Below are 25,853 nucleotides of genomic sequence, written 5' to 3'. Positions count from 1 at the left end.
CGCGTAGTCATGCGGTCTACTGCCGGTGCTGCAAGTGCAGCTGGATCTGCCCAGGCTGCATCCGCCGCTCCGAACGTAGCCAGTAGTGCTGTCGCTAGCATCATGACGACCCCGCGACGCGCGGATCTGAACATGGCTCACCCCACCCCCATAGGAAACACAGACAGATCGTCTGTCACCTGTGAACACCACGGGGTAGTAGTCGAACTAACGGCCGATAATCGCCGTTCGGGCGACAGGGATCCCCGCCCGAGAGCAAGACGTTCACCCTGCGCTGGCGCCAGGTATGAGCGCACACGCAGCAGGGGGCCCGGCACGAGACGATCATGCCGCGAGCAGTACAGCATGCCCGATCTCCGACGGCGTTTCCCCTGGACACCGGAGTGATCGTCCCGCGCCGCAGAAGGACCGGACGCCCCACCTGCACGGGCAGGAACGGGACACTCGACGTCCTGGCGCACCGCCAAGCCGAGGGCGGCCTTCTCCGGGTACGGCCGGACCGCACCAGGGCCCCTTCTCGAAGGAGGCGGAGGCCCCCCACCCCTGCCCCGCCCGTGGCGCCCCTGAATGGGGCGCCAGCAGTGCTGGATGCCGGCTTCGGCGTACAGCATTGGCTTGAATTTGCGGTCCATGGTTTTGTTGCCAGGCGGAACGAGCTTGACGATCAGCTGGACCGCTTCCGTTTCACCTCCTGAGGACTACCGGTCCGCGCCCGGGGGCCTGTGCGGGGTTGCAGGCTGCACGATCTCGATCCTCTGGCCCGGCCTGGTCTGCGCGGCGATGCGCCGTCGCTCCGCTTCGGAGGCCACGAAGATCACAAGCGGGGCGAGGCGGTCCCGCAAGGCGCCGGTTCGACCGGCCACAGGGCAGACGACGCCGTACAGGGTCAACCCCACGTGGACGGGCACGCCCATCGCGTACTCCGGTGCGCCCTTGTCCTCGACGAAGGGATAGTCGCCCGTCTCACGGTGGACGAACTGGGCGACCGGTATCTCCAGGGCGGCCTGCCGCACCAGGAAGGCCTCAATCGCGGCCTTGCGACCGCCCTCCGTCCGGACCCGCTCCTGGTCCTCCCGTAATTCGCGAGCCCTCTCCTGGCGCTGCCGCTCACGGAGCACTCGTTGCTGTTCCTCCAACTCCCGCTTGCGCCGCTCCTGGGCAGCCAGGTGGGTAATCTCCGCCTCGGCGTACTGCGGAGCCGTCCAGAGAATGTTCCAGGCCCGTAACGGGCTGCGAACAGGTGCTCGCCGCCGGTGGGCCACCACCCGCCCAGTGAACACCCAGCGCAGGAACTCCCCGACTGGGACCCGCGGGCCGGCCTCCCACCCGTTGCCGCTGAACTTCGCGAGGCCCTCCACCACGGCCAGGGCACCGTCCACACCCTGCAGGCGAGCCCACGGGACCATCCCGAACCACGGCGCCCGCACCCGGTCGCTGAACCACACCGAGGACACCCCGTCCCCGAGCATCCGCTCCGTGCGGGCGGCAATGTCCTCCGGCGTGATGGCCGAGAGCTGAGCTTCCAGGGCCGTCTTCCACCCTCCGGCCGGGTCGCTCGCCAGCACGTCGGCCCGCCACGCACCGTCCGGGCCCCGGACCTCCAGTTCTGCGTGCGCCCCGGCCTCCCGCGCGGCGGCCGCGAGCTCCAGCTTGAGCAGGTGATGGGCCGGAGATTCCTCGGCCAGCGCGCATTTCGGGGCGCCCGGTGCGTGCGCGAAGAACCGCAGTTGGCTGGAGGAGACCTTCGCGTACATGGGGTGGCGGCATTCGTCACAGGTTAGGGGAGCGATCGGGCGGACCTTCCAGACTTCGGTCCAGTCCCGTCGGCAGCCGAGGTCGGGTAAGTGCGCGAAGATCGCGCCCCACTGTTCGTGCACGGCACGGATTGCCACGACTTGCCCTCCTGTTCGCCCGGGCAGCAGGGTGCCGCACTTGCCGGCATTGGGGTAGGCGACCTTCAGTCGGGTTTGACCTCGATGGACTTGAGGTCGCAGGCTGGCTCGTGCTCCGTGCCGGGTACAAGCCGGAAGTAGCCGACGCCGTTCTTGTAGCCGGAGACCGCATCGATGTCGGCGAGGCAGAACGCGCAGCACACAGTTCCCTTGGGCGGCTTATATCCGGGCCCGATCTCCATGCCCAGCACGGGGGCCGTCCAGCAGAACCGTCAGCTCGCCTCTCGCTTGCCTTCCTCTACCTCATCCCTCCGCCTTCTCCCGATGTGCCAGGCACCGGATCCGCACTTCCCATGGAGTCGGCCAGCCCCAACACGTGGGCTCCTCCTGATTGACGGACCCGCCCGTCGTCAGCGGGAACGCATCGAGCTCCTCAACCTGGCCACACGGGACGGATGAGCACCACCCGCGGTTTCACACCGGACGCCAGGAACCGCACCACAGGCCGGACACCCCACTTCATGCGCATGCCTTTTCCCAGGCCGCTGCCCCGGCAGAAGCGCGGAAACCCGGCCGGTTTCAGCCCCCGGATCCTTGCCGCCCGAACGGCTAACCCTTCCGGCTGGAGGCCCGTCGCCGAGTCCGGCACGCTCCTTCCACGACTCGACAAGCTCGCGCTCACGGGCACTGAGGACGCTGCCCGCCTCCTCCGCAGCCCGCACAAGCCGACGCACCGAATCCCGCATCACCTCACGCCCCTGCGACCGGCGCCCGGACGGACGACGCCGCAGATGCGACAACAGCGCACGGACCCGGTCCGCAGCCCGGCGCGCCCGCTCAGCCTCCTGCTGAGCCGCCAAGATCTCCTCCTGCCGCTCATGCGCATCCGCGGCGAGCAGAGCATCAGCCCGCTCAGCGACCGCAGCCTCGGCCGTGGTGCGGTCATGGCTGGCAGTCGCATTGGCCATGACCAACAGGTGACTCACCGCCACAAGATTCCCTGCCACCACGGCATCCTCCAACAGGACGAACAACTTGCCCCGCGCCTCGGCCTGGATCTCCAGCCAGCACCGCGCCTCTGCGACAGCGTCCGACAACTGCTGGCGCACTCCCCCCTGCACCCCCTCCACAGTGGCGATCTCGCCACAGACCTGCGTGACCACGACCACCGACTCCACCCGGCGGGCATCGGCCAGCTTCCGCAGGAGAAGCTGCGCCCGCGCCTGCACATCCGGCGCTTTACGGACCTTGCCCACACCCCAGGTGGAGACAGGCCGGGTGCTGCGGGAACGGACAATGCGTTCCACCGCTGGCGTCGACAGCCCGCGCTCGGTCATCTCGCACTCATCCAGCGCGAACCACTCAATGCCCCGGGTGAACGCCTCCGTGCCGATCCGGACACGTCGGTGGGTGCCCTCACTGTCCAAACGAATGCGGTGGACGTACCAACGCCGGACCAGCGTTGTCTCGTCCACCGGCACCGATACCCCCAAAACCGGCTCGATGCCGTCTTGGTCCCATGCCGGCTCGACTTCCCGGTCCAAGTGGACACGCAATCCACGGCTCTTGAACTGGACATCCAGGACGGAACCAATTGCGGCACCACCCGGCCGGGCAAAAGCGAACTCGGCCTCCTCGCCCAGGCCGCGAAGCCACGCCGCAGCCGCCGCCTTCACATACAGATGGTCGGCGCTGGCCACACCGCGTGCACGTCGCCGACACACATGGGCCACCGGCTCCGCGCCCGGATGGTGGGCGAAATGACACACGCGATCGGTGTAAAGCTTCGTGGTCAGCTGGACACCGCAGCCCCCAAGGAGTAACCCGCACCAGAACGTGTCATCCGCATGCCGACGCCGGAAGTCGTCCAACTCGATCGCCTCCAGCGGCAGCACCAACGGTCTTTCCGAGTCCACACCACCCAGCACCGCCGTCTGAATCTGCCGGTTGTCACCCCGCATGAACCTCACCCCTGACTCCTTGTCTCACCGGCTGCCCGATCACCGCACGGAGCGCACACACCGCTCCTCCCGCTGCCGGCGACGCGCCTGGCAACCCGGGCACGGAGCCACTCGCCGTATGCCACCTCGATGTCCCCGCCCGGCCCTGCCAGCACCGGAAAGAGCGCCGCGATCTCAGAGACGAGGACGGCAAACACATCGGCGGCGCCTACGGGGCCGTGGCCACTCATTCTTTTACCCGACCTGACCATGCCGCAGCCGAAAGTGGAGACCCTATGCCTCGGCGATCCCAACCCGGCAGGCACCTTTTGGAATGACCCGGCGGGGCTCGACCGCACAGCATTCTTGGCTGACCGGTGCCTTGTGCCCGGCCTACGCCTTGGCCGACCGTTTGGGGAACCTGCTGCGTAGCCCCGGGGGGAGTACGGATTTGGGGAACAACCGGGTGCGGCTGAGCGCTGGTGCAGCATGGCAGACGGACTTCCGTCGCCGGACCACAGGCCAAGCCGCCAGGACCGCAATGGAAATCGCCACAGTCCGCCGCACGCTGAATCACACCCTGACCGAACTAAAACGGGCCATCGACCAGCACGCGCTCGCGGTCGCCGCCGACCTGTACGCCCTGGGCTGGCAGCAGGCTGCCGGAGCACCACCTAGCGAGACGCGCGAACAGCGGGCGCAGCTCAACGACTTCAAAGAGATCCTGGGATCCCACCGGTGGCAGCAGGAAGAGCGGCGCCAGGCCGCCGCAGCACCCCCGAGGGCTGTCCTGCCACGAACTAATCAGGCAGCAACCGCCGTGTCCAAGGGCAGCCGAACACAGCCCGCGCCGGTGATGCTGTTGACCAGGTGCCACAAGAGAAAGCCACTCCACCGTCTGCGCCACGACGACGCTCCCCTGCTCCGCCTCAGGCACCGGCCCGGGTCGAGAAGCTTCCTTCCCTTAGCGACAAGCCCATGCTGCTGGGGAGCGGAAAGCTGTGGGAGAACGCGACCGAGTTGCGGCTGCTGCTGGAGCAGACTGCCCGGGCCAGCTCCACCACTACTTGGCCCCAGATCCACACGCGACTTCCGGGGCTGCCCCGCCTACACGCCGACGATCAGTGCGTGCTCCTGTGGCTGGTCGACGAGGACCGCCGCAGGGGAGAACCTCTCCTGTCCGCTCTCGTCACCGTCGGAGACCGTCAAATGCACCCTCGCTTCCCGGCCATCGCCGAACAGCTCGGCTGGAAAATCCCGGCCGACACTCGGCAGCACACCGCATGGACCTACGAGGTCCTGAGAGTGCACCAGCACTGGCGCCACCGGCGCTGAGTGACGTACATGCGCCTGCAGGCGATCGGCAATCCAAGCTTGTGACCCGCAGGGATGAGGACCTTACAGCCATCTCGCCGCAGCTATGGACCATCCGGTGCACCGATCACGACCCCCGCGTCGCCATATCGTTCCTGGGCCCGAAAGGCAGAGGACCAGTGCTGGTCCTTCACACTCAAGACGCTTCCGGGTCCTGAAGCAACCATCATCGCCGACCGAGACGAGACAGCATGCGACGCCGGTTCCATCCCGATCGGGTCGGCATCCGACGCTCATAGCGCGACGCTGCAGCCCCACTTCTGCCCACCAACTTCAACCCGACTGATGCCGATGATTTTGCTCATGATGAGCTGACGCGTAATTCGCAAGAAGAAACCGATCGCTGCCACCCACCCGTACCCTTCCTTCATGACAGTCACCGCTGCTGAACCTCACCTGGCAAAGCAATTGCAAACCGACTAGGAAGCGGCAGGTGGCGAAGGGTGCTCCCCGCCGACGCGGGGGTGATCCTTTTGCATCGCCCGGAATTGAGCGACGGACGAAGTGCTCCCCGCCGACGCGGGGGTGATCCGTGGACCACCGGAGGATGGTTGCGCCTCCGACGGTGCTCCCCGCCGACGCGGGGGTGATCCGGTTCTGGGCATCGCGGAGGACGGCTCCGTGACGTGCTCCCCGCCGACGCGGGGGTGATCCGAGTGCGGACGCCGCGCTCGACGCCGCGAAGAAGTGCTCCCCGCCGACGCGGGGGTGATCCGTAGGACCGGGGGGTGGAGACGTGGCGGTCGGCGTGCTCCCCGCCGACGCGGGGGTGATCCCTGCGCGAGCCCCAGGAACGGCACCGGTTCGTCGTGCTCCCCGCCGACGCGGGGGTGATCCGCCCTGCCACGCCAACAGGCCACCGTCTAAGACGTGCTCCCCGCCGACGCGGGGGTGATCCGCCGGGATTCGAAAGCCAGGGCATCGCGAATCGGTGCTCCCCGCCGACGCGGGGGTGATCCGGCTGCGTGGTGTGTCCGATACGCAGCGAGGCAGTGCTCCCCGCCGACGCGGGGGTGATCCGGCTGAGTATCCCTGGCGGTACTGGTCTATGACGTGCTCCCCGCCGACGCGGGGGTGATCCGCCCCAGTCACGGCTGCCGGTGAGTGTCTGGAGGTGCTCCCCGCCGACGCGGGGGTGATCCGGAGACTGTGCGGGAGCTGGTGGACTCCGGCATGTGCTCCCCGCCGACGCGGGGGTGATCCGTCACGCACGGCGGCGTACGTCGCGTGGTGCCGGTGCTCCCCGCCGACGCGGGGGTGATCCTGCGGCGATGATCGCGTCGAGCAGCGTGGTCTTGTGCTCCCCGCCGACGCGGGGGTGATCCGGCGCGAGCCGCGACCGAGACCAGCGCGCGAGCGTGCTCCCCGCCGACGCGGGGGTGATCCGGGCGAGATTTCCGGAGTTGCCGGTGTGGGTCAGTGCTCCCCGCCGACGCGGGGGTGATCCGCCCGACGAGTCCGAACTGGGGTGAAACGGACAGTGCTCCCCGCCGACGCGGGGGTGATCCTCGTCCAGGTCCACCGGGATGATCACGTGATCCGTGCTCCCCGCCGACGCGGGGGTGATCCGGGGATGGCTGCCGTCGGAACCCTTTTCGTCGCGTGCTCCCCGCCGACGCGGGGGTGATCCCACGACCTCGAAACTCAGCGGGGCGGCGGCCAGGTGCTCCCCGCCGACGCGGGGGTGATCCACTGCCGTTGCCGCAGGTCAGAGGGTGTGACCCGTGCTCCCCGCCGACGCGGGGGTGATCCGCAGACGGCGCGGGACCTGGGCTGGACGGTCGGGTGCTCCCCGCCGACGCGGGGGTGATCCGGTGTCCATGTGGCAGCCGGTGCAGTGGTAGGTGTGCTCCCCGCCGACGCGGGGGTGATCCGACGGGCCAGCGTCGCGTGCTCGATGCCCAGAAGTGCTCCCCGCCGACGCGGGGGTGATCCGGAGCGTTGTAAACCCTGGGCCCCTTACATGCCGTGCTCCCCGCCGGCGCGGGGGTGATCCGCCGCGGGACGTCCTGGGCTACTGGTACAAGAAGTGCTCCCCGCCGACGCGGGGGTGATCCGAGGCCGCCGAGCGTGTGGCGCGCTGGCTGTGTGTGCTCCCCGCCGACGCGGGGGTGATCCAGCTGCGGAACTAGCTATGTTGAGGGGGTCGACGTGCTCCCCGCCGGCGCGGGGGTGATCCGCGGCCGGGCGTCTATGTCCGCGAGACGCTCTCGTGCTCCCCGCCGACGCGGGGGTGATCCGGTGACCGCGAACTCCCGGATCTTCCTGACCGCGTGCTCCCCGCCGACGCGGGGGTGATCCGACGGCTGTCACGTTCACGCGGCAGTGCCGCCTGTGCTCCCCGCCGACGCGGGGGTGATCCGGCCTCGGGCCAGGCAGCCTCCACCGTGGCCACGTGCTCCCCGCCGACGCGGGGGTGATCCGCATGCGGGCCACGAGCCGCTCCGCGCACTCACGTGCTCCCCGCCGACGCGGGAGTGAGCCTTCCGCAGGGGCACCAGGAGGGGCGTTGCGCCTGTTTGAGGTGGACGCGGGACGACCAGTGCCGGCCTGGATCGAGTTTCCTTTCCGCTGCTCGGATTCGCTTTTACAGCTTCTTTGTTGCTGGTTGTGGCTGAATGGCTGCCGTCATCCGGATCAGGGTGAGTCCGTCGAAATCCATCGGGACTCGGCGCCGGGTTCCGGAAGTACGGAGGGCGTAGCCCTGTTCTGTGGGGGCTGTGTGGACGAGTACTGCCTGGCCGTCGCCGACTACTGCTGAGACGGCGGTCCATAGTTCGTCGCGGACGCGGGCCGATATGGTGCCGACGAAGATGCCGGGGACGACTTCTGTCGTCCACCGGCTGAGGGCGCCGCGAAGGTGGTCGGGGACGGCGGTGGTGGCGATGACTGCCATGGATGGCATGTCAGCCCGCCTCTGAGCCGTAGTTGACGCCTGCGGGTAGGACTCCGGCTTTGGGGTCCCATAGGTGGACCATGTCGACGTGGTGCCGCTCGGAGGGGTCCTCGAATGGGATTTTCGAGTCTGGTTTGAGGAGGGTCTGCACGTCGTGCACGATGCGGGGCAGCAGTCGTAGGAGCCGGAGGTCCTCACGGAATTTGCGGCGGGCGTCCCGTTCGGGGTCCGGGGAATCGTGGAGGGAGAAGGCCAGGGGGAGGGTCGTTTGTGCTTTGTAGAGGTCGGCGATGTCGTAGACGAAGGCGTGCTGTGTTCCGGCGTGGACGAAGCCCAGTGCGGGTGAGCAGCCCAGGGCGAGGAGAGCGGCGTGCACGATTCCGTAGAGGCACGTGTTGGCCGCTGACAGTGCGAGGTTGACTGGGTCCTGCTCGTGCCACTGGTCGGGGTGGTAGTTGCGGCGGAATCGGCCGATGCCGTGTTTTTGTGCCAGGAGGCGGTAGAAGGCTTTCATCCGTTGCCCTTCCATGCCTCTGAGTTTGTCCAGGTTCACGTCTGCGGGTACTTCGTTGTCGAAGCGCATCTTGTACATGTGGACGGCGACGGACAGGCGGCGCTCTGTGTCGGAGAAGGCGTGGACCTGGTGCTCGAGCCAGGTGGTGGTGAGGGAGTCGGGGAGTACGGATGCATAGGCGCGGACGCCTCCTGCTCCGGTCACGACGATGCTGGTGCCGTGGCGGGCGAGGGTTGCCATTGCGCGGGTGGTGATGGATACGCCGGGGCCCAGCAGGAGGCAGGAGAGTGCGGCGGTCGGGATGTAGACGAGGTCGGTGCGGTTTTCGTCCACGCGGATTTGTGCGCAGACTCCGGTGTCGTCCTGTACGACGCGGACCATGTCGAGATAGAGGAAGGACAGGGAGTCGGCGACGCGCGGGAGCATGGCGAGGGTGGGGGCGGCCAGACGTCGTCGTGCCTGGCCGCCTTTCCCGGAGGGGCCTGTCACGCCGCGGCTGCGGGGGCCAGAGTCAGCAGTCCAGCGCCGTACGGTTTGCCGCGGCCGATTCCGGTCAGCAGTGCGGCGGTGAGTGTCTGCGGGTCGGTGATGGTTGCGGTGCCGTCGTAGCGGACCAGGCTGTGCCGTAGGGGGGCTACGTCCTTGCCTCGTCGGCGGGCCGGCTCCAGTGGGGTGGGCAGGAGTGAGTTGAGGTGCAGTCCTGCTTCGGCGGCCCTTCGTGCCCACCACTGGTCGGCTTCCGCCCCGGCGAGCGGTATCACTTTGCCCCGCTGGCTCTTCTGTTCCAGTGGCAGCCTCTCCCGTTTGGCGGGGTTGACGGCGATCCGGTAGCGGACGCCCAGGCCTGGCCGTAGTGCGGCGAACATCGGGCTGAGGTCCTTCACTTCGACCTGTCCGTATCCGGTGGGCAGGCCCCGCTCGTCGAGTGGGGAGTGTGCCTGGACGAGGAGGGTGGTGGTGTCTTCGGTGATTTCCACCCGGTAGAGGAGTCCGCTGCGCAGGCGGGGGTTGTCGCCCAGGCCGTCGGGGACCAGACGCATGAGGGTGCGGTGCATCTGGGTGGCATCCCGCAGGTCCCGTTCCACGGCATGGTTGTCCGGGTTGAGGCGGATACGGGCGAGGGTGGCGCGCTGGTTCATGCGGGGATCTCCGTGCTCTCCGGGTTCGGTGCGCTGTGGACGGCGTAGTCGATGAGGCGCTGGTGCAGGGTGCGTCCGCTGGGTTCTAGGAGCTGGGCGGGCAGTTCCTCCACCGTGCGGTACAGGTGCCGTTTCGCGTGGCTGCGGGCGTGGGGGGCGAAGGTGACCGGCTGGTCGTTGATGGTGAGGCGGACGGCGTCCCGGCTGTCTGGGGGCGGCTGCTCCCACAGGAATTCCACCCGTGGCGGGTGCTGCGGTGCTCGGGTGGGGCGGCGTTCGTCGGTGTGCGGGCTGCTCAGCGGGACCCTGGTCAGGAGTTCGGTGACCGGGTCGGCGACGATGGAGCGCAGCAGGAACGGCTCGTCGGGGAGGCAGGACCGCCGGCCGAGGTAGGGCGCCCAGTGCGGGTGCTGCAGGGCCCGGACGAGTTGTCCGATGTGCTCTTCGGGGCCGCTGACGGCGGCGACGAACACGGCGTCGGCGAGGTAGTGGCGCCGGGTGATTACTGCGTCGCCTTTGTTCTTCCCTCCGCTGGTGGCGGCGGTCAGCTGGGCGGGAAGGCCCCCGCCGACGGTGTGGAAGTCGCTGAGGAGGATGCCGGGGCGGTCGACACGGATGGTGATCTCGAGGTCGTCGTACCGGGTGAGGGAATCACCGCGGGCCAGGCCCTGGGCGGCGGCCAGGATCCCGATGAGGCCTGAACGGGTGGGGAACCGTGCGGTGTCGCGGACCGCGGAGAATACTGAGCGCTCCCCCCAGGATTGCAGCGGGCCCGCCAGGCGCAGCAGGAGCCCCGTCACTGGCCGCCGTCCCCGGCTTCGGGCAGCGCTGCGTCCACAGCGGCGTCGATCAGCTCGCTGTAGGACTGGTGTGCGCTGCCGAGGTTCTCATACGGATCGGTGCTGATGCCGGCGTGGCCGTGGAAGGCACGGTTACGGTCCCCGGTGAGACGGTGAACCTGGCCCGCGTACTCGGCCAGGGCATCACGGGAGGGCCCGGAGAACCCGCCGCCGCGGTTCGCGGCCACCGGCGTCTCGAAGGCCGCGGCCAGGGAGAGAGGACGGTGTGTGCGGACGGCAAGGTAGGCGAGGTCGGGGATGGTGTGCGGGGCGGTGCTGTTCTTCTTGGCCTGGGGCAGCGACATGACGAAGTGCTCGGCGAAGGATCCGAGAACCGTCCGTGCGGCCTTCGTGTCACCTTCGAGGTTCTTCAGGAGATCGGTGACGTTGACGGTCGCGAACCGGTAGAACACCCCGGCGCTGAACTCGGCGGTGTTCAGATGGCCGCTGCCGGTGTCCGAATCGCCGAGCCAGTCGTCGACCGCGGTGAAGTAATCCCTCTGCGGCTCGCTGGCATGCGTGGTGAAGGCATGCGCGACCTGCGCCGCACCGTCCACGTTCGCACCGGGAAGCTCGGCCAGCATCCGGCCGAGCAGGCTGATGGAGGCCGTACGCCGCTTGAGGATCTCTTCGATCCGGTCGGCGGGCAGCACCGCCGGCGGCTTCGTCTTGCCCAGGGCCGCCTCGAGTTCGGCGCGCAGCTCGGTGCAGATGGCGGCGAGTTCGTCGATGCCGGTCTCGGGCAGGAACAGGAGCACGGAGGTGTGCCCCGCCTTCTCAAGGCCCAGCCCCTTCTTGCCGGCGCTGGCAGCTACCTGCGCTCCCGCGAACACCGCGAGGTCTTCGGGCCAGCCGGCCCTCACGAGGGCTTCCTTGACCTTGACGGGCACCAGGCGGGTGCGGGCCGCCTTCTCACCGAGGTCCTGTTCGACGCCGTGGCGCACTACGCGCTTCCAGGACTGGCTGGAGACGCGGATACGGTTGACGTTGCCGTACCGGACGCTCTTGGGTGATCCGAGATCATCCCGGTTCAGGTTCGCCGCGGGAACCGACTGGATGGCGTTCAGGTCCAGGAACACGGAGGTCACTGCTTCTCCTCGGGAAGGTCGGTGGTCGTGCCGTCAGCGCCGCTGTCCGGGGCGCGTTCATCGAGACTGCGCAGGCGGAAATAGGCCTCCAGCCAGCGCGTCGCGATGCGGTCCTGGTCGCTGTCCCACCAGGAGAGGTCGTCCAGGAGCACAACCCAGTCGAGGTTCACGCCGGCGCCGGAGAGCTGGCGGGTGAGTGCCGGGAGCCGTGTGTGCAGGGCATCGCTGCCCACCCGTGCCATCAGGTGCAGTTCCGACTCGGCCGAGTTCGGTTTCATCACCCCGCTGTTGACGGCTTCGGCCAGCGAGGCACCCAGATTGGGACGCTCCCACCACGACCGCCCGGCTGGAACCTCCGCCACGTCCTGGGCCGGGTCCGCTGCACCACTGTCGTCCCGGGCCTGCTCCTTGTCGCGGGCGGCACGGGAACGGGCGGCGATCAGCGAGGCGAGGGCGTAATACGGGCGGCGCGCCTCCGGGTGACGGCCCACCTCACGGGGAACCAGCCGCATGAGATGGCGGTGCATCCGGTGGCAGCGATCATACGGCAACGCGAGCCCACTGCGCAGATCAGCCTGGGCCCCCTTGTCCCGCGCGCACAAGGCCAGCACGCTGGCGATGAACTCCTCGGCCTTGGCCTGGCGCAACGAGCCTGCCGTTGCCACGGCTGGTGACGGGGTGATGGTCATGTGTTCCTTCCTGAGGACGCAACGGCAGGCTGCGGTACCGCGCCGGCCGGGCGGAGCAAAGCCCGGAGCGTGCCGCGGGCCCGCACCCGGGCCCGTGCAACACGGATATCGGCGCTCCGGGCACCCATCGCCGCATCCAGGGCCGCCAGAGCAGCCTCGACGAACGGCGGCCGCAGCGGATCGCCGCTCTTCTCCGGCGTGAGCAGCGTCCAAAACTCCCGCTCCGCCGCAGGCCAGTAACCGGCCAGAGCCGCCTGGGCCCACGGGCCGGGTTTCTTCGGGTCCAGCTTCACTTTCGCCAGCGGGTCGATACCGGCATCCGTGGCGAGCCTCCACGCCAGGCGGGCCGCGTAATGCAGGCGGTCACCGACTTGCTCCGCGAACTCCCGGCACTGCCCCACCCGCATGGCCATGTGGGGCTGGGGCCCGTCCTCCCGCCACTCCAGCACGGGCGGGGTCGTTGCCTCGAACCAGGAGCTGTCCCGCTGCTGCCCGTCCTGGTCGAAGCCGTACGCACGCACCCGCAGCCCGGTCCGCCCCTTGCGTGGCAGCCCCTCGAAAGCGGGCGGGCGCTGACTCTGTCCGCCGCCCTTGAGGAGCAGGGCATCCAGGTCACGCCACAGGGCACGGTTGCCGTCGGCGGGGCGGGCGAAGGGCGGCCCCCCGCCCGCCCTCGGCATGTCGAGGATGACGTAGGGGTCCCGTGCCGCCGCGGACGGCTGATGCGTGGACCAGGTGAGGTAGGCGTCGGTGACCATCGTGCCGTCCGCCGACGGCTCCAGCAGCGCCGCGTGGCGCGCCCGGCCATTCAGCACACGCCCCGGCCAGCTCGGCGCAGGGAGCGGGCCCAGAGGATCGGGCAGTTCCGCGGCTTCCCACGGGCACGCGTCGTCGGGATCGGGGTCCCCGCAGATTCCGGGCTGCGGGACGGCCAGCACCAGCGTGGTGAACAGGTCGTCCGCCCATGGGTGGTACGAGACTGATTTCCGCAGTGGGCCCGCATCGCCGTTGCCCGCCTTGACGGACGTGATCCGGCGCGGGGTGCACTGCCCCGAAGGCCCGTAGTACAACTGTGCGATCAGGTGCCAGGCCGCGACCGCCGCAGGCACTGGGACCGGAGCCGTGTCCGTGAAATGCCCGAACAAAACCGCTCCGTTGACGCCCGTCGGCCGGCCCAGAACCAGCTTGTTGACCCCCGACGGGTTCGGCTGGCCCTTCCCGTCCACGCACTCCGCACGCAGCCGCGGGTCCTGGAGGAAGGGCCGGGTGGGATGGAACAGATCAAAATGACCCTCGGGGACCTTCTCGTCCAGGTAAGCATCCACCGCGCTCGCATCGAAGTGGCCCGGCTCCAGTACCTGATTCCGCTGCCGGAGCCAGCCACGAGCGTCCTCCGCGAGGTCCTCGTCATCAAGACGGACCCCATCACTTCCCGTAGCGATCCTGGCGGTCATCGCGGCAAGGATCCGCAGCAGCCCAGATGCCGCCGGCGGCACCGGTAACTCCAGATCCTCAATCTCATGAGCCCGGTGGAACAGCTCCCGTAACCCGATCGACGTCGAACTCCCGTTCTTGAGTGCGACCGGGATCCACGGACTTTCCCGTAGGTCAAACCCAGGGGCCATACCCTTCCCCTCCCTTTTCTCCCCCTGCGGCATGGACGCAGGGCATAGCTCCGCCCTCGCCCAGAAGAGTCAGCCTCTTCGCGCCAACAGCCAAGCAGCCACCACTGACAACGGCCTGCCGGTGGGTGCGGAGCCACTACATCAGCGCTGCTGCGTCCCTGTCTTCATGTTGAGAGAAGTGGAGGGGATTTATTGGGAACGGACCCTGTGGACACCTGCACCCGTGTAATCTCCCGCAACATGGACCGAGTGCCACAGCTCCTGGCTGTGCCAGTAGTGCCTTGGCAAGGGTGTTTCGGAAGTTTCCTCGCTGATGTGAGGGTGTGCCGTGGAGTGGATTGAGTCAGTCGGGCGTGATGCGCAACTCCCCGCCGACGCGGGGGTGATCCGCCTCGATCCTCAGCATGGTCGCATGATGCTCTGGGACATCCGGGCGACATGAGTTTCGTCAGGGCATTGAGGCATGCCACGCGAGGAATGGGACGGATCTTCTTGCAAGCTGGGATGGGGCATCCGGGTATTGGGTGATCCAGGCGGCGCTTGTACTGCCTTGGCGAAGCCGGAGAGTGAGTGCCGTGCGGGGCGGCCCCGCTGGCTGCTGAAGGCCAGCAGCCAGTGGGGCACACCTGCTCGACAACACCTGAGTTTCCTTAGTGCTCTAGGCCACCTTCCGCCGTCCTGGAGTACGGTCCCACCTGGCAGCGAACGATTTGATGGACGCAGTGGTGAAGATCGGTCCGGCACCGACCCGTCCAATAGGCCGTGGAAAGTCCGGATGGCTGCCGTCAAGTTGGGCTACCCGCTGGCGGGAGACTCCCAGCTCTTCAGCTGCTTCCCGGTACCCCATGAGTTCCTGCTCCTTGGGATGGTCTCGCTCAGCATCTGCCTGCCACGCGACGACCACCCGGAAGTCCATCAAACTCGGCACATGGCCGAAAGAGGCTTCCAGGGCCTCATTGACCGCCTCGAGGGCCCGCTGCGTGGCTTGCCCTAGGCCATCCGCCGCCAGCCTCCACTGCAAGTGCAAGGCCTTACTCTCCGCCTCATGCCTGATGACGCCAGTAATGAAGCGATGCAAGTCATCGAACTGATCGTCCGAGACATTGCTGACAGCTTCTGCCGTCACAGACGCTAGCCATTCCTGTTCCATACTTCTCTTCTCTCCTCCCTCTTTACCAGTCGCTCACAGCGTGCACGGATGGACAGGGGCGGGGGCCCGGCCTTCAGGCCCCCGCTTCTACCTGCCTAGTCCCCTTCCGGGAAGACCAGACCTGCATTGCGCAGTCCCGCGATCATGTCGAACCACTCGCTCGGCGTCTCCGGCGTGCGAGTGAACGTGACCGTTGTGCCGTTCCGAGCAAAGAACCACGTCCCTCGGACGCTCTGACGGATCTTGAAGCCCTGACGGTCAGCCGCTGCGAGAAGCACGTCCATCCGTGTAGTCATACCAATTCCACCCCCAACCCTTGCTGATGTCAAGATATAAACTCCGGCAAGGTACCGTTAAACCTTGCTTGTGGCAAGCGTGATCGGTTGTCCGACCTGAACAGGGAAGACACCGTCCTCAGGACCCCACCGGGAACTGCCTCGCTCCGACATTGCGGCGATCCGGCCCCCTACCGTTCTTCAGGGGCCGTGCAGGTGAACCTGCGGCCACTGCCTGAGTCCCCGCGTCGATTACCCCCCGACGGTTGACCCGCTCACGTACGAGCGCGGGCAGTCCGCAGTGTGTTCACTCCCGGCACAGCCCCAGTGTTTCGTCCAGCCAGATACGCCGCTTGCCGACCACAGCACTCTCCGCTCGACCGTCACGCACCGGCTGCCGCAAAACGACAAGATCATCAAGGAATGGATGATCGGCCCAGTCGGCGGGAGGCTCCAGCTCAGCCTTGTCCGCGTCCCGGAACCAGTCCGCACTCACCGCAATCGTCCGCCCCATAACCTTGCGTACGTCCGCGACCGCCAGCTTGCCGCCCGCGGCCGCGGACGGCAGCGGCAACTGACCCCCCACATCCAGGGCCTCCTCACCACCAGGCTGCCGGTACACGCACAACAGCCGCACCGAGTCCGCCCCCAGCCGGGTCGCCGCCTCCCACTCATCCTCCGTACCAGGCAACTGGTGCAGCAGGTGCAACTGCGACACACTCCTGGCCCGCGGGATCACACTCAGCTGACCGACGCCGCGCTGCGCGGCCTCCTCCCCCAAAAACGCCCCCCACACCGCGGACTTCTCCGGGTTCTGCCAGTCGAACCTGTCCGGACGGTCCCCATGCACGTCCTCCACCAGGCGCTGAACATCATCGGGAATCACCACGGGATCCGAGCCACGCTCAGCCAGCGCCTCGGACGTCTCACGCAACAACGCCTCGTGATACACCGTCCCCCACACCTTCGGAACCGGCCCCCCAGCTGCCAACGGGTCCAGGACCACCAGCCGCGGCCCCGTCTCCCGAGCCCACCCGGGCCGCTCCCGCCCGCCCGGCCTCCCCCGCTCTGCCCACCAGTTCTCATGCCGCCAGCAACGGCCCGCCCGCTGCAGCAGCAACGCCAACGGCGCAAGATCACTGATAACCAGATCCGCATCAAGATCAAGAGACTGCTCAACCACCTGCGTCGCAACGATGACACGACGCACCGGACGAGGCCCCGAACGCCCCATCCCCGACGTCACACGCCTCGTCCGCACTTCCCGGACATCCGCCGGGAACCGCGCATGCAGCAGCTCCAAGTCCCCACTGCCATCTTGCTCCGCCACCAGCGCGTGCACATACGTGAAGGTGTCCTGCGCCTCAGCAACGGTGTTGCACACCACCAGGACACAGCCATCCCCACCCTCCAACACCGGCCGAAGAAGCCTTCCAATCACCGCAAGACGGGACGTGCCCGCTTCCACCGGGCCATGGACCACAGGCTCCACCTGCACCGTCAGCTCCATCCGGCGCTGACGGGCCTGCTCCTCCCCATCCTCCTCACCGATCCGGGCGCACTCCCCACTGGCCGCGTCCACGTACAACCAGCCCGGATACGGCGCCGGAAACGTCCGGGCACCCAAAGCGCTCTTGTTGTGCCCTGCCCCCTGCAGATACTCCCTCACCAGCCGGTCGCTCACCGAGGCAGGCAACGTCGCCGACAAAAGAACCACCGGCACCCCATACGCCCCGAGCCAGTTCAGCAGACGACCCAGCAACACCTGCATATACGGGTCATACGCATGCGCCTCATCCACGATGAACGTTTTCCCCGACAAAGCAAGGAGCCGCAGCGCGTTGTGACGCACCGGAAGCACCGCCATCAATGCCTGGTCGATGGTCCCCACCGCATACTGGGCCAGCAACGGCCGCTTGGCACCCCTGAGCCACCGCGTAGGCCGCATATCAGCCTCATGACGTACAGCGCCCACCCCGCCTGCGTCCTCATCGCCGTCACAGACCAGCACCCGCTCCCCCACAGCGAGCTCGTCCCCTGCATAGGCGGGGCTGAGCCAGGCCATGCTGTGAGCGAGGGTCAGGCTGGCTCCGGCGCTGCTCTGGCGCACAAGAACACCCGCAACGCGGCTGTGCATCTGGTCGCTGGTGGCCATTGTCGGCAGTAGGAATGCAAACCCGTGCGTGCCAAAGGCTGCAGAGAGCACCCGCTCGGCTTCCAGAGCGGCTTCCGTCTTCCCGTCCCCCGGAGCCGCTGTAACCACCAGGATCCCAGCCCGGCCATCGCCATGCGTGCCGTCCGAGTGGTACGCGGCCAGAGCAGCCGGCAACCCGGACGCGATGGACCGCTGCAGAGCATTCGGCTCGCCATCGATGCCATACGCCTCGGAGAATCCCGGGCGCACCAACCCGACCGGCAGGAGACCCGCCTCCCGCACCAGACCCTCCGCATCAGCACACGACCGCGCGAAATGACGGTCCAGACTCGTCCCGCGAGACTCCCGCTGACGCAGTCGCACGTAACCCTCCTGACTGACCAGCCAGTCAGCAAGAATCACCACACCCGTCACCAGCACTGCGGCATCAGGCCTGAAGTCCTCCGGCGACAGCGGCCCGCCCACCGCACCGAAAACAGCCGCAGCGTGCACACGACGCTGCTCCGCCCACAACCCCCCACCCAGCAGGTCCTGGTACCCCGCACCCGCATACAAGTCCTCGAAACGGTGGAAGCGCCCATGATGACCACCGATCACCTCGGCAATCCGCCGCATGGCCTCGCCCGCACCGTCATCGTCAGGATTCTCGCCGAACCCCAGCGCAGCGAGAACAGCCGGCGCCGCCCGCATTCCCGCCACGTCATGCCCAACGCACTCGCCCCCGGCACCACCCAGGTCATTCGCCATACCCTCACTCAGACAGGCGGCAGCATGACGGTCACAGAACTGGAACCCAGGCGAAATCTTACCAATATCATGCAAACCGGCACATAAGCCCACGAGCGCCCGGGCCCGAGCCCGCTCCGCCTCATCTTCAAGACCGAACCCCGCAGCGATGCACCGCCGTTGATTCTCGGCCAGATACGCGTCCCACAGGAACAAAGCCATAGCAGTCGCGTCTAGGAGGTGCCGCACCACCGGATACGGAGGCAGCCCAGCCTCCAACCCGCGAGCCTTCCCCCACAGAGTCTCATCCGGCTCACATTCGGGCTTCTTCATCACAATGGAGCTCCTCGAACACGCCGACTGCCTGGTTCACACGCACCCAATCAGACGGCACTGACACAGCCTGACGCCGCGCACCGTACGCTTCCTTCCATGACCCTCACCCCCGATGGCCCCTACCTGGTAAAGCAATTGCAAACCGGCTAGAAAGGTGCAGGTGGCGAAGGGTGGTCCCCGCCGACGCGGGGGTGATCCGATCTGCACGGGGGCTCCTGTGTGAAGGGGTGCGTGGTCCCCGCCGACGCGGGGGTGATCCGATCCCTTTTGCCTTGTAGCTCATTCGGGAGTCGTGGTCCCCGCCGACGCGGGGGTGATCCGGCGCCGAGGGCGTGGGGCAAGCACAAGAAGGGGTGGTCCCCGCCGACGCGGGGGTGATCCGCCGATCGCGCGCAGGATCTTGGCGTAGGTGTAGTGGTCCCCGCCGACGCGGGGGTGATCCGCGTGTGGCTGGCCGCCTCGGGGTGTTCCAGCAGTGGTCCCCGCCGACGCGGGGGTGATCCGTGCCAGAGGTGTACGACCACCGGGCAGTTCCCGTGGTCCCCGCCGACGCGGGGGTGATCCGAGGCACGCCTGCGCCGGGACCAGTTGGAGGGGGTGGTCCCCGCCGACGCGGGGGTGATCCGGCTGGGTGGAGCTGACCTTCGCGAGCGCAGCCTGTGGTCCCCGCCGACGCGGGGGTGATCCGAGGTCCGCTTGCGGGCCGACCAGCTGGACGGCGTGGTCCCCGCCGACGCGGGGGTGATCCGACGGCAGCAGCGGGGGATGAGTAGCGGGCCCGGTGGTCCCCGCCGACGCGGGGGTGATCCGTGCGTACCTTTGGTACCCGCCACTTGGTACCAGTGGTCCCCGCCGACGCGGGGGTGATCCGGCCACCACCAGCAGCTGACCGTCCGGCAGACCGTGGTCCCCGCCGACGCGGGGGTGATCCGGCGCGGGATCACCAGCAACTCGGCGGCGCCAGGTGGTCCCCGCCGACGCGGGGGTGATCCGTGACCCGCAGACCACGCAGGTCGTACCGGACCGTGGTCCCCGCCGACGCGGGGGTGATCCCAGGTCTCCTCCAAGGCGATCGGCACCGACGCCGTGGTCCCCGCCGACGCGGGGGTGATCCGCCGGTCACCAGCAGCGCCCGACTCCCCCTGCTGTGGTCCCCGCCGACGCGGGGGTGATCCGGCACTCACCACAGCCTCTTGGCCGCGGGCGGCGTGGTCCCCGCCGACGCGGGGGTGATCCGCCGCCGACGGGCGGGGAGTCCCCGCGCTACACGTGGTCCCCGCCGACGCGGGGGTGATCCGGCCACCTGCGAGTGCACGCCGCACGCCGTCATGTGGTCCCCGCCGGCGCGGGGGTGATCCGGTGTCGGCCCGGCGGAGCTCGTCGGCCGTGAAGTGGTCCCCGCCGACGCGGGGGTGATCCGCTCCGCGCTTCCCGGCGTCCCAGAAACCCCACGTGGTCCCCGCCGACGCGGGGGTGATCCGCTCCGGGTCCGGGTCCTTGCCTGCCGACCGGTGTGGTCCCCGCCGACGCGGGGGTGATCCGGAGACGGTGCCGGCCGTGGAGGTGATCGTGGCGTGGTCCCCGCCGACGCGGGGGTGATCCGGGACTCTTCAGCCGCCTGAACCTGTGCCCGTAGTGGTCCCCGCCGACGCGGGGGTGATCCGGATGTGCCAGTGGAGGTCCGCTTGCCCTGCTGGTGGTCCCCGCCGACGCGGGGGTGATCCGGGATCGGCTGTGGATATCGTGCAGGCTATCGGGTGGTCCCCGCCGACGCGGGGGTGATCCGAACCGGCCCGACGGACTACCCGGACTCCCGGAGTGGTCCCCGCCGACGCGGGGGTGATCCGTCAGGCGCTCCGCACTGGACCTGACCCCGGTTGTGGTCCCCGCCGACGCGGGGGTGATCCGTACGCGACGGAGGCGACCGAGTTGCAGCAACAGTGGTCCCCGCCGACGCGGGGGTGATCCGCCGCGGACGTCGTCGGGGTTGTCCAGGGCGTCGTGGTCCCCGCCGACGCGGGGGTGATCCGGCGTACCCCGGCAGCGACTACGTGCAGCACTAGTGGTCCCCGCCGACGCGGGGGTGATCCGCGAGGCACCCTATGGCACCCCATGACGCCGTCGTGGTCCCCGCCGACGCGGGGGTGATCCGGCGTACCACTGTCCACCAATGGGCAACTCATGGTGGTCCCCGCCGACGCGGGGGTGATCCGCCGAGGACGACGCCAGTAGTGCGGCGGTGCCGGTGGTCCCCGCCGACGCGGGGGTGATCCGAACCCCGCCCCTGCTGGGGCCAGTGCACCGACGTGGTCCCCGCCGACGCGGGGGTGATCCGTCCTCGTTCCTGTTCGGGGATGACCCCAGCGCGTGGTCCCCGCCGACGCGGGGGTGATCCGTTGCCCCTACGGGCTGACCTGCGGAAACGTGGGTGGTCCCCGCCGACGCGGGGGTGATCCGTACGACTCCCCCAGCCCCTGGCCAACGAGCGCGTGGTCCCCGCCGACGCGGGGGTGATCCGACCTTGCGTGCCTTGTCGGACAGACGCGAGTTGTGGTCCCGCCGACGCGGGGGTGATCCGGACAACGGCGAGCTCACGCTCAACGACGCCCTGTGGTCCCCGCCGACGCGGGGGTGATCCGCTGGCCGCCTACGGGACCGAATACATGTCGATGTGGTCCCCGCCGACGCGGGGGTGATCCGTGATGACCGCGTCAGCTGTAGAGCACCCCTGGGTGGTCCCCGCCGACGCGGGGGTGATCCGTCCGGCATCGGCGGCGCCGGGGGCTCCGGGGCGTGGTCCCCGCCGACGTGGGGGTGATCCGGGCGCCATCCGGAAGGGGAGCATCTCATCGGCGTGGTCCCCGCCGACGCGGGGGTGATCCGGAGTAGCCATGGGAATGGATCTCGCCCGGGTCGTGGTCCCCGCCGACGCGGGGGTGATCCGCAGGCGCCGGCGGACTTCATGTTGGGCCTGCCGTGGTCCCCGCCGACGCGGGGGTGATCCCGTGGGCACGGTCCTGCTCCTCTCACTGCTGGGGTGGTCCCCGCCGACGCGGGGGTGAGGCAGGCGCGGGCTTCGAAGTGGTCCCCGCCGACGCGGGGGTGATCCGGCCGTCGTGTCGTCCGCTGCTGGCGCCGCATGGTGGTCCCCGCCGACGCGGGGGTGATCCGTCGTCCCCCCGCCCCCTCGGAGAGCGGGCCCGGTGCAAGGGGTGGTCCCCGCCGACGCGGGGGTGATCCGGACCCCCTCGTGATCCCCAGCGACACCCGTCTGTGGTCCCCGCCGACGCGGGGGTGATCCGTCTAGGATCCGATCATGACTAGTCGTGGATCCGTGGTCCCCGCCGACGCGGGGGTGATCCGGCGGTTCCCCTTTCGGGGAGCCACAACCGGGCGTGGTCCCCGCCGACGCGGGGGTGATCCGACCTGGTGGCAGGGCTTGACCGGCCAGACGGAGTGGTCCCCGCCGACGCGGGGGTGATCCGATCAGGGACGTCCCCGGCAGTAAGGACGTCACGTGGTCCCCGCCGACGCGGGGGTGATCCGGGTCAGACGCGGTGCGCGGTCACAGACCGGACGTGGTCCCCGCCGACGCGGGGGTGATCCGTCGCGAAGACGGACCGCTAGGCCGACGTCCGTGTGGTCCCCGCCGACGCGGGGGTGATCCGTAGGAGAGGAACACCCCATGCTCAAGCCCGAAGTGGTCCCCGCCGACGCGGGAGTGATCCGCCTGTGGCCCGAGACCATAGGGTCCCGGGCCAGTGGTCCCCGCCGACGCGGGGGTGATCCGGGCCGCGGATCCGCCTTCACCCCCCGGCCGATGTGGTCCCCGCCGACGCGGGGTGATCCGAGATCAAGGCCTGAGCCGGGCCCGGTCAGACGGTGGTCCCCGCCGACGCGGGGGTGATCCGATGCGCAGGGCGGGCTCGTTGCGGGCGCGGCCGTGGTCCCCGCCGACGCGGGGGTGATCCGGGCCACGGCGTCATGGTCTCCCTCATCCGGTCGTGGTCCCCGCCGACGCGGGGGTGATCCGCGCAAGGCCGCCAAGCGGCGCGAGGCCGACCCGTGGTCCCCGCCGACGCGGGGGTGATCCGTCGTCCCCGCCCACGAGGAGCGGCGTGCCGGTGTGGTCCCCGCCGACGCGGGGGTGATCCGCGAGGATGGTGGTGCGCTCTGCGGCGGTGTGGGTGGTCCCCGCCGACGCGGGGGTGATCCCCACGCCCCGCCCCGCACACAAGCAGTCGCCGCGTGGTCCCCGCCGACGCGGGGGTGATCCCCACGCCCCGCCCCGCACACAAGCAGTCGCCGCGTGGTCCCCGCCGACGCGGGGGTGATCCGACCCCCCACCTACCAGGTGAACGGGGCAGTAAGTGGTCCCCACCGACGCGGGGGTGATCCGTCGGATCCGGGCGGCGCGTACACGGTCCAGCCGTGCTCCCCGCCGACGCGGGGGTGATCCGGTGGCCATGGCATCGAGGGTGAGCGGGATCGAGTGCTCCCCGCCGCCGCGGGGGTGATCCGTCCTCCCACTCCTGGGCGCCGACGGGCTCGCCGTGCTCCCCGCCGACGCGGGGGTGACCCGATCATCAGTTCCCAGCCCGTCATCGGGCCCAGGTGCTCCCCGCCGACGCGCGAATGTGAACTGGCGCCTCGATGCGGAGGCCGGCACGTTTGCTCTCAAGCGTGTGACGGATGTCCCGCTGGAGCGGCTGCGCCGCAACCTCGGTGCACTCGGGTTCCTCGGCGATCACGGTCTCCCCGTGTGCGCGCCGATCTTGGTCAGCGACGGGTCCGCGGTAGCTGAGACCCCGGGCGGCGGGTACTGCCTGTTCCCTTGGGCAGCCGGCGAGCACATTCCCGGCGTTTCGCTCACGCTGGGGCAGGCAGCGGCGCTCGGCGGACACATCGCGAGGCTTCACGTCACTCTTTCGTGGGCCGCGGACGGTCGCACACTGCCCCGGACACCGGAGTCTCTCGCTGTTGACGTCACGAGCGTCCAGCGGGCTGCGGAGAAGGCGGAGCGGCTCTCGGCCGCTGTGGCCGCGCAGGACAGCGCAAGCACCTTCGATAAGGAGGCCGCAGTCGCGTTGAAGGCCCGGCGGGCCATGATTGCCGCGCACGCCGACCGCCTCCCGGCTGATGAGGTCCCCGTCGGCCCGTATGGCTGGACCCATGGTGACCTCCAGTACCGGAACCTTTTGTGGTCCGGCAGCGAGCTGTCTGCGGTCCTCGACTGGGACCGGGTTGCCGTCCGCCCCTATGCCGAAGAGGTGGTGCGGACGGCTCAGGTCCAGTTCGGCGGGACAGGCGGATTCGATCTTGAGCGGGTGGCGGCGTTCGTCGGCGGGTACCGGTCGGTAGCGCCGCTGTCGACAGCCGCGCTTGAGGACGCGGTGCACCGGCTGTGGTGGAAGCGCCTCACGGACTTCTGGCAGCTGGAGTTCCGTTACAACAAGGGCGACCACTCCTTCGACGAGCTGTTCACCCAGGACGAGGCGCTGCTGCACTGGTGGACGGACCGGCTCGACGCGGTGGAGGCGGCGTTCACGTCGGCGTGAGGCCGAGGGCGACGATCTCCGGCAGGACGGGGCGGGTGTAGCGGGCGGCATCGAGTCGGGCCCGCTCCCCGGCCTCCCGGTGGTTCATAGCGCGGATCGCGGCCGCCCATTCCGTGAGGTCGGCGTCGGCGGGCAAAACGGTCCCTCCGGCACCGACGGCTTCGGGGATACCGCCCCGGTCGGTGCCGATGGTAGGCACTCCGTGCAACGCCGCTTCGACGATCACCCGAGGGAAGGCGTCCTCGACCACGGACGGCACGAGCAGGAGCCGGTGCGACCGGTAGAGCGGAGCCATGTCGTAGACGCGGGGAACGTACGTCACGTTGGGGTACTGCCGGAACTCGGCTGCTGTGTTCCACCAGCCCTCGACCAAGGTGAAGCGTTCCTCATGCATGGCTTGGATCAAGCCGTGCATGAGCCGTGATCCCTTCGCGGGAATCGGGTTGATCATGAGCACGGGGCCGTCGGCTCGGTCGGTGTTCACGGTGCCGGGGCCCGGTTGCGTGAATGGCGGGTACCACAGGGACATGCGGGTACCAGCTGGACAATCTGCGCGGTGGCGCACGAACTCCGATACGGCCAGACCGACATGTGGGCGGCCCACCAGGACGCCGAGCCCGGTGCCGGATACCGAGTGGCAGATGCCTGCAGTGAGCGCGTGGGTCCGGGCTTCGGCCGCGATGTCGGCGCTGCCTTCCTGCGAGGTGAAGACAACGTCGGGCCGGATGTCGGTGAGCAGCGAGGCGAGCGTAGCGGGGATGCGGTCCTGGGCGACGGCGATGCAGTCCACGCCGTTCCACCAGTAGCGCATGGCACCGCTAGCCGACTCGTGCGGGGCGTGGTTGGTGTCAAGGTAGGCGGTGATTTCGGCGAGCTGCCCGGGGCCGTCCCAGGGCGGTTGGTGGGTGCCGAGGTAGACCACGCGCCACCCGGCGGCGGCGAGTTGTTCGGCGAGGAGCTGTTGGGTCACCTCGGCCCCGCCGATGAGGAATGGGGGCGGGGTGCGGCGCCAGGCGATGAGGGCGGTGGGCATCACTTCGTCCAATGGAGTATCAGGGCGCGGGCGGCTTCAGCGACGTCAGTGGGGGTGGTGTCGGCAGGCAGCAGCATCACCTCCCGCGAGACCGGTTCGGCGCCGGATGTGGGGGTGGTGAAGTAGGAGCGGGCGTGCTCGAGGAACGCGGGGTTGTGAAGGAAGTAGTCGGACTCCGCAGCTGCGTGCCCGATGATCTTTCGTCGCAGGTGGAGCGTCTCGGGGGGAACGTCGAGGTAGATGGTGTGATCGGGCTTGAGGTGCGGCATGTTGGCGAGGCAGGCCCGCAGCTGGGCCTGCACGTCGTAGCCGTAGAGCTTGTCGAGGGCGTAAGCGTGGGCGAGGAGGGTGTCCACTGACCGGTCGAGGATGATGAGATCGGCAGTGGACTCGGTGACGGCGGCGACCCGGGCGGCTTCGATCTGCATGAACTTCTCGAACGCTGCGACCTGCTCGACGGCGGATCCGGTGCGCGCTGGCGGGATGTCCTCGCGGCGGTCGATGTGGTCGACGTAGCAGGCCGACACGAACGCGTGGGGACCGATGCCGCGCATGCCGCGGAGCCGTTTGATCGTGGACGACTTGCCTCCGTAGGAGGCGCCTTCGAAGGCGACGATGGTCATA

At 69.0% G+C, this 25,853-nt stretch carries 18 protein-coding genes and 4 CRISPR repeat arrays; of the genes, 2 read left to right on the top strand and 16 right to left on the bottom strand.

Going from position 1 to position 25,853, the window contains the following annotated elements; translation table 11 throughout:
- Window positions 1-698: 698 nt before the first annotated feature.
- From AC0693_RS34680 to AC0693_RS34665, 4 genes are all read right to left on the bottom strand, one after another.
- Complete coding sequence (locus AC0693_RS34680; protein WP_478804026.1) at window positions 699-1,892, bottom strand: competence protein CoiA family protein; 1,194 nt, start codon at window positions 1,890-1,892, stop codon at window positions 699-701.
- A 65-nt stretch (window positions 1,893-1,957) separates the two neighbouring features.
- On the bottom strand, window positions 1,958-2,143 hold the full coding sequence (locus tag AC0693_RS34675; protein ID WP_478804025.1) for a hypothetical protein: 186 nt from the start codon (window positions 2,141-2,143) through the stop codon (window positions 1,958-1,960).
- Window positions 2,144-2,302: 159 nt separating this feature from the next.
- Entirely contained in the window at window positions 2,303-3,853 is a 1,551-nt protein-coding gene (locus AC0693_RS34670; RefSeq protein WP_478804063.1) for a zinc finger domain-containing protein, read from the bottom strand.
- A gap of 568 nt (window positions 3,854-4,421) precedes the next feature.
- Window positions 4,422-4,739 carry a hypothetical protein gene (locus tag AC0693_RS34665; RefSeq protein ID WP_478804024.1) on the bottom strand — a complete coding sequence of 106 codons (318 nt, stop codon included), beginning with the start codon at window positions 4,737-4,739 and terminating at the stop codon, window positions 4,422-4,424.
- Between the two features lie 71 nt (window positions 4,740-4,810).
- Here AC0693_RS34665 and AC0693_RS34660 point away from each other — a divergent pair, with 71 nt between their 5' ends.
- Window positions 4,811-5,167, top strand: a complete 357-nt coding sequence (locus tag AC0693_RS34660; protein WP_478804023.1) for a hypothetical protein — start codon at window positions 4,811-4,813, stop codon at window positions 5,165-5,167.
- A gap of 482 nt (window positions 5,168-5,649) precedes the next feature.
- Window positions 5,650-7,691: a CRISPR direct-repeat array (repeat unit 29 nt; unit sequence GTGCTCCCCGCCGACGCGGGGGTGATCCG).
- 102 nt (window positions 7,692-7,793) lie between these two features.
- Here the strand turns inward: AC0693_RS34660 and cas2e are convergent.
- The 10 genes from cas2e to cas3 all read right to left on the bottom strand — a co-directional run bounded on the left by cas2e (window position 7,794) and on the right by cas3 (window position 18,635).
- Window positions 7,794-8,111 carry a type I-E CRISPR-associated endoribonuclease Cas2e gene (gene cas2e / locus AC0693_RS34655; RefSeq protein ID WP_478804022.1) on the bottom strand — a complete coding sequence of 106 codons (318 nt, stop codon included), beginning with the start codon at window positions 8,109-8,111 and terminating at the stop codon, window positions 7,794-7,796.
- A 1-nt stretch (window position 8,112) separates the two neighbouring features.
- Window positions 8,113-9,042 carry a type I-E CRISPR-associated endonuclease Cas1e gene (cas1e, locus tag AC0693_RS34650; RefSeq protein ID WP_478804021.1) on the bottom strand — a complete coding sequence of 310 codons (930 nt, stop codon included), beginning with the start codon at window positions 9,040-9,042 and terminating at the stop codon, window positions 8,113-8,115.
- Window positions 9,043-9,101: 59 nt separating this feature from the next.
- A complete protein-coding gene (gene cas6e, locus AC0693_RS34645) occupies window positions 9,102-9,755 on the bottom strand; it encodes a type I-E CRISPR-associated protein Cas6/Cse3/CasE (protein ID WP_478804020.1) in 654 nt (217 codons plus the stop codon).
- Window positions 9,752-10,555 carry a type I-E CRISPR-associated protein Cas5/CasD gene (gene cas5e / locus AC0693_RS34640; protein WP_478804019.1) on the bottom strand — a complete coding sequence of 268 codons (804 nt, stop codon included), beginning with the start codon at window positions 10,553-10,555 and terminating at the stop codon, window positions 9,752-9,754. Before cas5e ends, cas6e begins: the two co-directional genes overlap by 4 nt.
- Window positions 10,552-11,682, bottom strand: a complete 1,131-nt coding sequence (gene cas7e, locus AC0693_RS34635) for a type I-E CRISPR-associated protein Cas7/Cse4/CasC (RefSeq protein ID WP_478804018.1) — start codon at window positions 11,680-11,682, stop codon at window positions 10,552-10,554. Before cas7e ends, cas5e begins: the two co-directional genes overlap by 4 nt.
- Window positions 11,679-12,371, bottom strand: a complete 693-nt coding sequence (gene casB, locus AC0693_RS34630; RefSeq protein ID WP_478804017.1) for a type I-E CRISPR-associated protein Cse2/CasB — start codon at window positions 12,369-12,371, stop codon at window positions 11,679-11,681. The genes cas7e and casB overlap by 4 nt, the downstream gene beginning before the upstream one ends.
- Window positions 12,368-14,029, bottom strand: a complete 1,662-nt coding sequence (casA, locus tag AC0693_RS34625) for a type I-E CRISPR-associated protein Cse1/CasA (RefSeq protein WP_478804016.1) — start codon at window positions 14,027-14,029, stop codon at window positions 12,368-12,370. The genes casB and casA overlap by 4 nt, the downstream gene beginning before the upstream one ends.
- Window positions 14,030-14,654: 625 nt before the next feature.
- On the bottom strand, window positions 14,655-15,146 hold the full coding sequence (locus tag AC0693_RS34620) for a hypothetical protein (RefSeq protein WP_478804015.1): 492 nt from the start codon (window positions 15,144-15,146) through the stop codon (window positions 14,655-14,657).
- A 95-nt stretch (window positions 15,147-15,241) separates the two neighbouring features.
- The gene (locus AC0693_RS34615; RefSeq protein WP_478804014.1) at window positions 15,242-15,430 is read right to left on the bottom strand and encodes a hypothetical protein; all 189 of its coding nucleotides are present in this window, start codon (window positions 15,428-15,430) and stop codon (window positions 15,242-15,244) included.
- 298 nt (window positions 15,431-15,728) lie between these two features.
- The gene (gene cas3, locus AC0693_RS34610; protein WP_478804013.1) at window positions 15,729-18,635 is read right to left on the bottom strand and encodes a CRISPR-associated helicase Cas3'; all 2,907 of its coding nucleotides are present in this window, start codon (window positions 18,633-18,635) and stop codon (window positions 15,729-15,731) included.
- A gap of 173 nt (window positions 18,636-18,808) precedes the next feature.
- A CRISPR array of direct repeats spans window positions 18,809-21,643; the repeat unit is 29 nt; unit sequence GTGGTCCCCGCCGACGCGGGGGTGATCCG.
- 75 nt (window positions 21,644-21,718) lie between these two features.
- A CRISPR array of direct repeats spans window positions 21,719-22,428; the repeat unit is 29 nt; unit sequence GTGGTCCCCGCCGACGCGGGGGTGATCCG.
- A gap of 91 nt (window positions 22,429-22,519) precedes the next feature.
- Window positions 22,520-23,220: a CRISPR direct-repeat array (repeat unit 29 nt; unit sequence GTGGTCCCCGCCGACGCGGGGGTGATCCG).
- Between the two features lie 55 nt (window positions 23,221-23,275).
- Here cas3 and AC0693_RS34605 point away from each other — a divergent pair.
- Window positions 23,276-24,196 carry a phosphotransferase gene (locus AC0693_RS34605; RefSeq protein WP_478804012.1) on the top strand — a complete coding sequence of 307 codons (921 nt, stop codon included), beginning with the start codon at window positions 23,276-23,278 and terminating at the stop codon, window positions 24,194-24,196.
- On the opposite strand, the gene AC0693_RS34600 is transcribed toward AC0693_RS34605, so the two are convergent.
- Both AC0693_RS34600 and AC0693_RS34595 read right to left on the bottom strand, forming a co-directional pair.
- Window positions 24,183-25,229 carry a glycosyltransferase gene (locus tag AC0693_RS34600; protein WP_478804011.1) on the bottom strand — a complete coding sequence of 349 codons (1,047 nt, stop codon included), beginning with the start codon at window positions 25,227-25,229 and terminating at the stop codon, window positions 24,183-24,185. The genes AC0693_RS34605 and AC0693_RS34600 overlap by 14 nt on opposite strands.
- Window positions 25,229-25,852, bottom strand: coding sequence for a hypothetical protein (locus tag AC0693_RS34595; RefSeq protein ID WP_478804010.1), 624 nt, complete (start codon window positions 25,850-25,852; stop codon window positions 25,229-25,231). Before AC0693_RS34595 ends, AC0693_RS34600 begins: the two co-directional genes overlap by 1 nt.
- Window position 25,853 lies beyond the last annotated feature (1 nt).

The organism is Streptomyces sp. NPDC043876 (assembly GCF_056435825.1).
This window is presented reverse-complemented; position numbering and strand designations above follow the sequence as displayed.